This is a genomic window from Streptomyces sp. NPDC015532 (assembly GCF_043078065.1).
Lineage (GTDB): Bacteria > Actinomycetota > Actinomycetes > Streptomycetales > Streptomycetaceae > Streptomyces.
In genome coordinates this window covers 318,349-327,696 of the sequence record NZ_JBIBSY010000003.1, presented here as the reverse complement: position 1 = coordinate 327,696, position 9,348 = coordinate 318,349, and the positions used below count along the sequence as shown (strand labels likewise).

The 9,348-nt window shown below is 71.3% G+C and carries 9 protein-coding genes; 4 read left to right on the top strand and 5 right to left on the bottom strand.

Annotation, left to right across the window (positions count from 1 at the left end; translation table 11 throughout):
• Nucleotides 1-140: 140 nt before the first annotated feature.
• Nucleotides 141-2,018, bottom strand: coding sequence for a rhamnogalacturonan lyase (locus ACF07B_RS12725; protein ID WP_392179200.1), 1,878 nt, complete (start codon nucleotides 2,016-2,018; stop codon nucleotides 141-143).
• Between the two features lie 81 nt (nucleotides 2,019-2,099).
• Nucleotides 2,100-3,044, bottom strand: a complete 945-nt coding sequence (locus ACF07B_RS12720) for a helix-turn-helix transcriptional regulator (protein WP_392178949.1) — start codon at nucleotides 3,042-3,044, stop codon at nucleotides 2,100-2,102.
• Nucleotides 3,045-3,290: 246 nt separating this feature from the next.
• Here ACF07B_RS12720 and ACF07B_RS12715 point away from each other — a divergent pair, with 246 nt between their 5' ends.
• Together ACF07B_RS12715 and ACF07B_RS12710 are read left to right on the top strand one after the other, a co-directional pair.
• Complete coding sequence (locus ACF07B_RS12715) at nucleotides 3,291-3,725, top strand: hypothetical protein (RefSeq protein ID WP_369484388.1); 435 nt, start codon at nucleotides 3,291-3,293, stop codon at nucleotides 3,723-3,725.
• A 17-nt stretch (nucleotides 3,726-3,742) separates the two neighbouring features.
• The gene (locus ACF07B_RS12710) at nucleotides 3,743-4,216 is read left to right on the top strand and encodes a hypothetical protein (RefSeq protein WP_392179199.1); all 474 of its coding nucleotides are present in this window, start codon (nucleotides 3,743-3,745) and stop codon (nucleotides 4,214-4,216) included.
• 27 nt (nucleotides 4,217-4,243) lie between these two features.
• On the opposite strand, the gene ACF07B_RS12705 is transcribed toward ACF07B_RS12710, so the two are convergent.
• Nucleotides 4,244-4,960, bottom strand: a complete 717-nt coding sequence (locus tag ACF07B_RS12705) for a class I SAM-dependent methyltransferase (protein ID WP_392178948.1) — start codon at nucleotides 4,958-4,960, stop codon at nucleotides 4,244-4,246.
• 5 nt (nucleotides 4,961-4,965) lie between these two features.
• Nucleotides 4,966-5,271 (bottom strand): 4a-hydroxytetrahydrobiopterin dehydratase, encoded by a 306-nt coding sequence (locus ACF07B_RS12700; protein ID WP_384236274.1) that lies wholly within the window; start codon nucleotides 5,269-5,271, stop codon nucleotides 4,966-4,968.
• Between the two features lie 252 nt (nucleotides 5,272-5,523).
• Between ACF07B_RS12700 and ACF07B_RS12695 the strand changes: the two genes are divergently transcribed.
• Together ACF07B_RS12695 and ACF07B_RS12690 are read left to right on the top strand one after the other, a co-directional pair.
• Nucleotides 5,524-6,363, top strand: coding sequence for a helix-turn-helix domain-containing protein (locus tag ACF07B_RS12695; RefSeq protein WP_392178947.1), 840 nt, complete (start codon nucleotides 5,524-5,526; stop codon nucleotides 6,361-6,363).
• A 173-nt stretch (nucleotides 6,364-6,536) separates the two neighbouring features.
• Entirely contained in the window at nucleotides 6,537-7,400 is an 864-nt protein-coding gene (locus tag ACF07B_RS12690) for a helix-turn-helix domain-containing protein (RefSeq protein WP_369484380.1), read from the top strand.
• Here the strand turns inward: ACF07B_RS12690 and dnaK are convergent.
• The gene (gene dnaK / locus ACF07B_RS12685) at nucleotides 7,394-9,331 is read right to left on the bottom strand and encodes a molecular chaperone DnaK (RefSeq protein ID WP_392178946.1); all 1,938 of its coding nucleotides are present in this window, start codon (nucleotides 9,329-9,331) and stop codon (nucleotides 7,394-7,396) included. The two genes, ACF07B_RS12690 and dnaK, sit on opposite strands and share 7 nt — an antisense overlap.
• Nucleotides 9,332-9,348: the final 17 nt, after the last annotated feature.

Here is a 9,348-nt window from a genome sequence, read left to right as displayed (position 1 = left end):
GCCCGCGGGGGGGGCGGGCCCCCCCCCCCCGCGGGGGGGGGGGCCCCCCCCCCCCCCCCGCCCCGGGGGGGGGGGGGGGGCCGGGGGGGGGCCCCCCCCCCCCCCCCGCGGCCTGTGCCCGGCGGCGGGGATTCAGCGGGTCACGGCGTGTACACCGACGGTCGCGGGGCCGTCGCCATGCCGTTGCCGAGGAAGAAGCTCGGGTGCGGGGGCTGGTTGTACGCGGTGTTCTGCCAGGCCAGGGCTGTGCGGTACTGGGTGTCGTGGAGCAGGGTGGTGATCTTCGTGGTCGTCTCGTACGGGGTGGAGTAGATCCTCAGGGCCGTGTTGTCGGTCGTCGCCCAGACGACCTCCTCGCGCCAGTCGCCGAGGATGTCGCCCGACAGGGCCGGCGTCGCCTTGGTGCCGTTGTCGGAATGGACGCCCGAGCCGGTCAGCAGGCGCGTGTCGGCGGACGTGCCGTACTTGTCGATATGGGTGTCGTCGAGGAGTTCGCGGACGGTGTCCCCGTCCCACCAGGACAGGAAGTTGACGCTGCCCGGCTTGCGGGTGGCCACCACCGTGCCCCCCGGACCGCGGACGCCGTCGGCGCGGGAGGACCAGGACTCGGCCCCCGCGCTGCCCGCCCAGACGTCGCCGGCCACGCCCCGGCCGTTGTCGCCGTTGGCGGCCGTCGACCACAGGATCGCGCCGGTCCTCGCGTCCGCCATCCACGAGGACGGCTTGGTGGAGTCCTCGTCGACCTTGAACTCCTCCAGGCCCGCGCGGGACGGGTCGAGATCGCCGACATGCATCGCGTCACCGTGGCCGTTCCTGGTGGTCCACAGCGCGGAGCCGTTGTCGTCCACGGCCATCGAGCCGTACACGATCTCGTCCTTGCCGTCACCGTCCACGTCGGCCACGGACAACTGGTGGTTGCCCTGCCCGTCGTACCCCTTGCCGCTGTTGGTCGAGGAGTTGGTGTCGAAGGTCCAGCGCCGGGTGAAGGCACCGCCCCGCCAGTCCCAGGCGGCGATGACGGTACGGGTGTAGTAGCCGCGCGCCATGATCAGGGAGGGCCGGGCACCGTCCAAGTAGGCCGTGCCCGCGAGGAATCGGTCGACTCGGTTGCCGTAGGAGTCGCCCCAGGAGGAGACCGTGCCGCGGGCCGGGACGTAGTCGACGGTGCCCATGGCCGCCCCGGTCCGGCCGTTGAACATGGTCAGGTACTCGGGCCCGGAGAGGACGTATCCGCTGGAGTTGCGGTAGTCGGCGGAGGAACCGCCGATCACCGTGCCCCGCCCGTCCGTCGTCCCGTCCGCGGTCTTCATGGCGACCTCGGCCTTGCCGTCACCGTCGTAGTCGTACACCTGGAACTGCGTGTAGTGGGCGCCGGAGCGGATGTTGCGGCCGAGGTCGACGCGCCACAGGCGGGTGCCGTCGAGCTTGACGCCGTCGACGATCGTGTTGCCGGTGTAGCCGGACTGGGAGTTGTCCTTGGCGTTCGTCGGCTGCCACTTGAGGACGAAGTCGAGCTGCCCGTCGCCGTCGAGGTCCCCGACGGAGGCGTCGTTGGCCTCGTAGGTGTACGCGACACCGTCGGGGGTGGTGCCGCCCGCGGGCGGGGTGATGGGAACGTCCTTGTAGCCCGCCCGGAACTGGACGGCGTGGACGGAGTCCGCCTGCTCCACGCCGTTCACGATCGCGCGGACCGTGTAGTCGGCCTGCGCGGGCGCGCCCGCGTGGAAATAGTTCGTGGAGCCGCTGACCGGGGCGGAGTTGACCAGGGTCCCGGCACGGTAGACGTTGAACGACACGTCGTTCGGGTCGGTGCCGAGCCAGCGCCAGGTGACCTGGTTGCCGCTGTCGGTGTGGACGCTGACGACGCCCCGGTCGAGGGCTTCGGCCTGTCGCGCCGTGGCCGCCCGGGCCGGACCGGCGCCGAGGCCGGTCAGTCCGGCGGTGATGAGAGCCGCGGCCGCCAGGGCCGAGCCGATCGCACGTCTGCGGTGCTGCCGTTGCGGGTGCTGCACGGTGATTACCTCCTGGGAGGACAGACTGCTTCTGCCTCTCAGTCGCCGCTGCCCGCAGGGGAGTTGCCGCCTCGCAGCAAGCGCTCTCTACGCGTACCTGCGGGCCAGTTCCGCGACCGTCCCGGCGACGCGGGCGCGCAGTTCGGGCGGCTCCAGGACCTCGACGGCCGTGCCGAGCCGAAGGAAGTCGTCGTGGGCCTGCTCCAGGGACTCGACGGGGACGGTGGCACACGTCCAACCCTGCTCGTCCGTGCGCCCGTCGACCGCCATCGCACGGCCGGCGAGACCACCGAGGCCGGTTCCGGGCGCGATCCGCACGACCGCCTCCGCCTGGTGCAGCCGCTCGTGGAAGTCCCGTTGGTACGCGGTCCAGTACTCCGCCAGATCGAATCCTTCGGGCCGGGTGAACTCCCCTTCCACGGTGTGCAGTTCGAGAATCTGGTCCACCCGGTAGGTGCGCGGTCCCGGGCCCGCGACGACATACCAGCGACCCGCCTTCAGGACGAGGCCGTAGGGCTCCAGGCGGCGGTCCACGTCGGTGGGTTCGCGCCAGCGGCGGTAGCGGATGTCGAGGACCCGGCCGTTCCAGACGGCGTCGGCGACCGCGGTGAGGTACGGGGTCTCGTCGGCGTCCGCGTACCAGCCCGGCGCGTCCAGGTGGAAGCGGCCGCTCACCCGGTCCGCGTGCTCGCGCAGTTCGCGCGGGAGGGCGGCACGCACCTTGAGCTGGGCCGCGGCGAGCACCGCGCCGAGTCCGAGTTCGGCGGCGGGCCCGGGTATCCCGGCGAGGAACAGGGCCTCGGCCTCCTCGGTGGTGAGCCCGGTGAGGCGGGTGCGGTAGCCGTCGAGGAGCCGGTAGCCGCCCGCGTGCCCCGCGTCGCCGTAGAGCGGGACGCCCGCCGCGCTCAGTGCCTCGACGTCCCGGTACACCGTCCGGACCGACACCTCCAGCTCCGCGGCGAGCTGGGCGGCGGTGAGTCTGCCCCGGGTCTGGAGCAGCAGCAGGATCGAGATGAGACGGCTGGACTTCACTGACACAGGATGTCAGTGAAGCGGGCCTAGCGTCCTGCCATGACTCCAGCCACCACCACACCGTCCACCGCTCCGGCGGGGGTGCCCGGCTCAGCGCCTTCCGGGACATCCGATGCGCCCGCGCCCTCCAGCGCTGCCGGGCCCTCCGGGGCTTCCGGCCTTTCCGGCGGTTCCGGGGCCTCGGACGGATCCGCCGTCCGGGCGGCCTTCAAGGAGAAGTTCCTGACCGTGCCGCCGCCCATCGAGATGGCGGGACGGCGGATCAAGCGGTACCACGTCACCGCGGACCCCGCCGGTATCGAACCGGAGGTCGAAAGGGCGGCCTACGCGATCCTGCCGCGGCTGCTTCCCGAGCCGGACGGCACCCCGCCCGCCACCTTCGTCGTCCTGCACCGGGGCGGCGACGACGGCGCCTATCTCAACGCGTACAGCTGGGTGTGGGACAACGTCCTGCATTTCCGGGGCGCCGCCGCGGGCCAGCAGGTGCTGGGCTGCCCCGACCGTGACCCGGCGCACTTCGTCACCACGGACCTCCCGTGGATCGGCTGTGTCTGGGAGCTGCCGCCGATCCTGCACGAGCGGGACGCCTGGGTACGGCATCTGCTCGCCTCCGAAGTGCCGGACCTGGGCGCCTACTTGACCGACTCGCTGCCTGAGGGAACCACGGGGGACCGCGGATGAACAACGTCCTGGACGACGTGTCGGCCCTCCATGACTTCGATTTCCTCCACGGCGACTGGGACGTCGTCAACCGCCGTCGTACGGACTTCCTCGACCCGGAGAGCGACTGGGAGGAGTTCCCCGCGGTGAGCCGCTGCTGGAACCTGTTCCGCGGCGCCGCGAACATCGACGAGATCGACGTGCCGAGCCAGGGATGGACGGGCCTGACGCTGCGGCTCTTCGACGTGGAGACCGGGCGGTGGTCGCTGAACTGGTCGTCCAGCCGCAGCGGCCGGCTGTTCCCACCGGTGCTCGGGCGGTTCGGACCCGACGGACGCGGCGAGTTCCACGGCGACGACACCCATGAGGGGAAGGACGTGCGGGTGCGGTACGTGTGGTCGGGGATCTCGGAGACGACGGCTCGCTGGGAACAGGCCTTCTCGGTGAACGGGGAGCACACCTGGCTGACGAACTGGACCATGGACTTCACCCGGAGGGAAACCCTTCTCTGACCCCGGGCCGGTCCGGTCCGCACGCGTTCAGTTCCTGCGGAAGGCCCACAGGGTGAAGTCCGGTTCGCGGCGCGGGACATCGGGCCCCGGCAGGGTCTCGACGCGCTCGGCCAGTCGAGGTCCGCCGGCCGCGTAGAGCCGCCCGCCGCGGATGTACCGGGCCACACCCCGCGGGGTCCGGCCCTGGCCGTGGCCGCGGAAGAGGGCCGTGCCGCTCGGGACCAGGCCGTGCTCGGCGGCGTACGCCGTGACGCGTGCGGTCCCGTCCTCGGCGTACCCGGTGGGACAGAGCGCGGTCAGCGCGTCGATGTCGCTGCCGACATGGTGGGCCGCCGCCTTGTCGACGGTGGTGACGAACACACCACCGGGGCGCAGGACGCGCGCGGCCTCCGCGATGACGGGGCCCGCGTCGTCCAGCAGATGCAGCAGCCACACCGCGCACACGGCGTCGAACGAGCCTTCCGGGAAGGGGAGTCGACGGCCGTCGGCGCGGACGACGGATCCGGGGAGGCGCTCCGCCGCCCGGCGGGCCATGCCGTGGGCCGCGTCCGCCCCCGTCACCCGGAGCCCCGGACGCCCGGCGGCGAGCCTGCTCGTCACGATGCCGGTGCCGCAGGCCACGTCGAGCAGGCTGCGGGCGTCGTCGGGGACCAGGGCGAGCACGGCGGCCGCGGCAGCGGCGGCCCGTGGTTCGCCGCCGCGCGTCGCGTCGTAGCCGTCCGCTTCCTTGTCGTAGTCCAGCACAGCGGTCAGCTCGCCCCGTGTCCCGGCGCGAGTTCCTCCACCCTGCGGGCGAGACCGAAGTCGAGCGCGGTGACGGCGCCGCCGACGCTGTGCGTGTTCACGGTGAGGGCGATCGTGTTGTAGCCGAGGGTGAGGTCGGAGTGATGGTCGAGCTCCTCCTGCACCTGGGCGATGTGCACGACCATCGCGGTCGCCGCGAAGTGGGTGCCGAGCCGGTAGGTACGGGCGAGCCGGTCGCCGTCCAGCGACCAGCCGGGCAGCTCCGCCAGCCGCTCCTCGATCTCCTTGGGCTCCAGCGGTTCGACGGCCATGGACGTGATCCCTTCGTACGGCGGGTGAGGCGTGCGGGGCGGTGGGCCCGGGGTGGGCGCGCGGGGGGTCGGACCGGCGCCGGAGCGGGCCCTTCGCCCAGCGTGCCACAGCCGTCACCCCTCGGCAGGGGCACACGGGGCGCGACGGCTCCCCGAGGCGGCCGGACCCGTGCCGTCGCGGAGCGGTACGGCAACGATCGAGAAGGCCGGAATCCTCGACCTTCGGGGCGAGGAGCATGTCAAGGTCGTCCCATGAGCCCTGTCCCGTCCGGTCCCGCCGCCGTGCCCCGTCCCTCCACCGACGGCGGGGTCGGACCGCTGCTGCGCGGCTGGCGGGAGCAGCGCCGGGTGAGCCAGCTGGAGCTGGCCCTGCGGGCGGGCTCCTCGGCCCGGCACATCAGCTTCGTCGAGACGGGCCGCTCCCGCCCCAGCGAGGACATGGTGCTGCGGCTGGCCGAACACCTCGACGTGCCGGTCCGCGAGCGCAACGCGCTGCTGCTCGCGGCGGGTTACGCGCCGCGCTACGCGGAGACGCCGATCGACGACCCGTCGATGGACGCGCTGCGCGAGGGCATGGAGCGGCTGATCCAGGGCTACGAGCCGTATCCGGCGCTGATCGTCGACGCGAGGTACGACGTTCTGGCCGCGAACCGCGGGATCGCCCTGCTGCTGGACGGTGTCCCGGACCGGCTCCTCCTGCCGCCGCTGAACACGATGCGGCTGACCCTGCATCCAGAGGGCCTGGCGCCGCGCATCCGCAATCTGCGCACGTGGCGGGATCATCTGCTCGCCCAGATGGACCGGCAGATCGCGCTGCGCCGTTCCGATCCGCTGCGCGCGCTGTACGAGGAGGTGGCGGCGTATCCGGTCCCGGACCGGGACGCGGAGGTGGACGACGACGAGCCGCTCGGCCCCGGACCTCACTTCGCGCTCCCGCTGCGGATCGAACACGAGGGGCGGGTGCTGTCGTTCCTCTCGTCCATCTCGACGTTCAACACCCCGATGGACGTGACGGTCGCCGAGCTGGCCATCGAGACGCTCCTGCCGGCGGACCCCGCGACGGGCAAGTACCTTCACGCGTCGCAGGAGTGACGCACCGTCGCCTGGGACGGGAGAGGCGCCGGCTACGGCGGTGCCGTGCGGGCGACGAGTTGTCCACGTAGCGTCAGATCGGCCTGCCTGTCCGCATGTTGAGGGCAATCGATGATGGTTCCGCGCGGACATGGCACACTGCACGCATACTTCGGCGCGTGGGGAGGCGTGGCGTGAGTGAGCGGCGGCCGGCACCCACGGTGGGACAGGTGGTCCTTGGGCGACGGCTCCAGGAGCTGCGCGAGGCCGCGGGCCTGAAACGGGAGGAAGCGGCGCGTGTTCTGCGGGTCGCGCCGGCCACCGTACGGCGGATGGAGACGGCCGAGGTCTCCCTCAAAATCCCCTACGTGCAGGTTCTGCTGACGACGTACGGCGTCTCCGACGACGAGGCGGACACCTTCGTGGCGCTGGCCGAGGAGGCCAACGAGCCGGGCTGGTGGCAGCGGTACCACGACGTGCTGCCGGACTGGTTCAGCATGCACGTCAGTCTGGAGGGCGCGGCCCGGCTGATCCGCAGCTACGAACCGCATTTCGTGCCGGGGCTGTTGCAGACCGAGGAGTACGCGCGGGCCGTGCTGGAGGCCGGGACCGTCGGGCAGACGGGTACCGAGGCCATCGACCGGCATGTGGCGCTGCGCATGAAACGGCAGGCGCTGCTCACCCGCGAGAACCCTCCCCACCTCTGGGTGATCATGGACGAGACGGCGTTGCTGCGTCCGGTGAGCATCCGGGGTGAGGTCATGCGCGATCAGATGGACCGGCTCCTCGAATGGATCGAGCTCGATCACGTCACCCTTCAGGTCGCGGAGTTCTCGGCCGGCCCGCACCCGGGGACGTACACGTCCTTCGCGCTGTTCCGCTTCGCCGAGCGAGAGCTGCCGGACATCGTCTACAGCGAGTACGTGACCGGCGCCCTCTATCTCGACGCGCGCGAGGAGGTGGCCCTGCATCTGGAGGTGCTGGACCACATGTCGGCCCACTCCGCCTCCGTCGAACGGACCAAGGAGATCCTCCGGGAGTTCCGCGAACGCTACTGAGCGGCCCCCGGCCCCGGGAACCCGTCCCGGCCGCCCCCTCCGCTCCCGCTGTCCCCTCCGTCCCTTGCGCGGTCCTCGTCCACGATCTCCGCGTCCACCACGTCCTCCTCGTCGTCCCGCGCCTGCCCTGTGGTCGCCTGCTCGGTGGGCGGCTGGTCCTGAGGAGCCGACCTCTGCTGGGCCTGGGCGTACATGGCCTGGCCCATCTGCTGGCTGACCGTGGCCAGTTTCTCGATGGCGCCGCGCAGAGCGGCGGTGTCGGTGGAGGAGTCCTCCAGAAGCTGTTTCAGTTCGCCGGCCGCCGAGGCGACGGCGTCCTTCGTGTCGGCGGGGACGCGTTCGTCGTTGTCGCGGACGAACTTCTCTGTCTGGTAGACGAGTTGCTCGCCGTGGTTGCGGGTCTCGGCCGCCTCCCGGTTCCGCCGGTCCTCCTCGGCGTACTGCTCGGCCTCGCGCACCAGGCGGTCGATGTCCCCCTTGGGCAGCGCGGAGCCGCCGGTCACGGTCATCTTCTGCTCGCGCCCGGTGGCCAGGTCCTTCGCGGAGACATGGGTGATCCCGTTGGCGTCGATGTCGAAGGCGACCTCGATCTGCGGGACTCCGCGCGGCGCGGGCGGCAGCCCGGTGAGGTCGAAGACGCCGAGCTTCTTGTTGTAGGCCGCGATCTCGCGCTCGCCCTGGTAGACCTGGATGCCGACGGAGGGCTGGTTGTCGGCGGCCGTCGTGAAGATCTCCGAACGCCGGGTGGGGATCGTGGTGTTGCGCTCGATGAGCGTGGTCATGATGCCGCCCTTGGTCTCGATGCCGAGGGACAGCGGGGTGACGTCGAGGAGCAGGACGTCCTTCACGTCGCCGCGGATCACACCGGCCTGGAGTCCCGCGCCGAGAGCCACGACCTCGTCCGGGTTGACGCCCTTGTGCGGGTCCTTGCCGGTGAGTTCCTTCACCAGGTCGGTGACGGCGGGCATCCGGGTGGACCCGCCGACCAGGATCACGTGGTCGACGGCGGACAGCTTCACACCGGCGTCCTTGACGGCCTGGTGGAAGGGGGTCTTGCAGCGGTCGAGCAAGTCGGCCGTCAGTTCCTGGAACTGAGCACGCGTCAGTTTCTCGTCGAGGTGCAGCGGGCCTTGGGCGGTGGCGGTGATGTAGGGCAGGTTGACCGTGGTCTCGGTGGACGAGGACAACTCGATCTTGGCCTTCTCGGCACCCTCGCGCAGCCGTTGCAGAGCCATCTTGTCGTGTCCGAGATCGATGCCGTGCGCGGCCTTGAAGCGCTGGGCGAGATGCTCGACGACCCGCTGGTCCCAGTCGTCACCGCCGAGCCGGGTGTCCCCGTTGGTCGCCTTGACCTCGATGACCCCGTCACCGATCTCCAGGAGCGAGACGTCGAAGGTGCCGCCGCCCAGGTCGAAGACGAGAACGGTCTGCTCCTCCCCGCGGTCGAGACCGTACGCCAGGGCGGCGGCGGTCGGCTCGTTGATGATCCGTAAGACCTTCAGACCCGCGATCTCGCCCGCCTCCTTGGTGGCCTGGCGCTGCGCGTCGTCGAAGTAGGCGGGCACGGTGATCACGGCGTCCGTGACGTCCTGGCCCAGATAGGCCTCGGCGTCCCGCTTCAGTTTCTGCAGCACCCGCGCGGACAGCTCCTGGGCGCGGTAGCGGGTCCCGTCGATGTCGCCCTTCCCGGGAAACCGCCAGTTCACATCGCCCATGTACCGCTTCACGGACCGCGCGGTGCGCTCCACGTTCGTCACTGCCTGCCGTTTGGCGACCTCGCCGACCAGCACCTCTCCGTTCTTGGCGAAGGCCACCACCGAGGGTGTGGTGCGTGCTCCCTCGGCATTGGCGACGACCGTCGCCTCACCGCCCTCCAGGACGGCCACCACCGAGTTCGTCGTCCCCAGATCGATCCCGACCGCACGTGCCATGTCCGTCCCCTTCCGCC

Bases quoted from the DNA above. Each gene is read 5' to 3' on its own strand.
- ACF07B_RS12715 (WP_369484388.1), top strand. From the start codon at position 3,291: ATGGCGGGACGGCGGATCAAGCGGTACCACGTCACCGCGGACCCCGCC.
- ACF07B_RS12700 (WP_384236274.1), bottom strand. From the start codon at position 5,271: ATGGCCGTCGAACCGCTGGAGCCCAAGGAGATCGAGGAGCGGCTGGCG.
- ACF07B_RS12695 (WP_392178947.1), top strand. From the start codon at position 5,524: ATGAGCCCTGTCCCGTCCGGTCCCGCCGCCGTGCCCCGTCCCTCCACC.
- dnaK (WP_392178946.1), bottom strand. From the start codon at position 9,331: ATGGCACGTGCGGTCGGGATCGATCTGGGGACGACGAACTCGGTGGTG.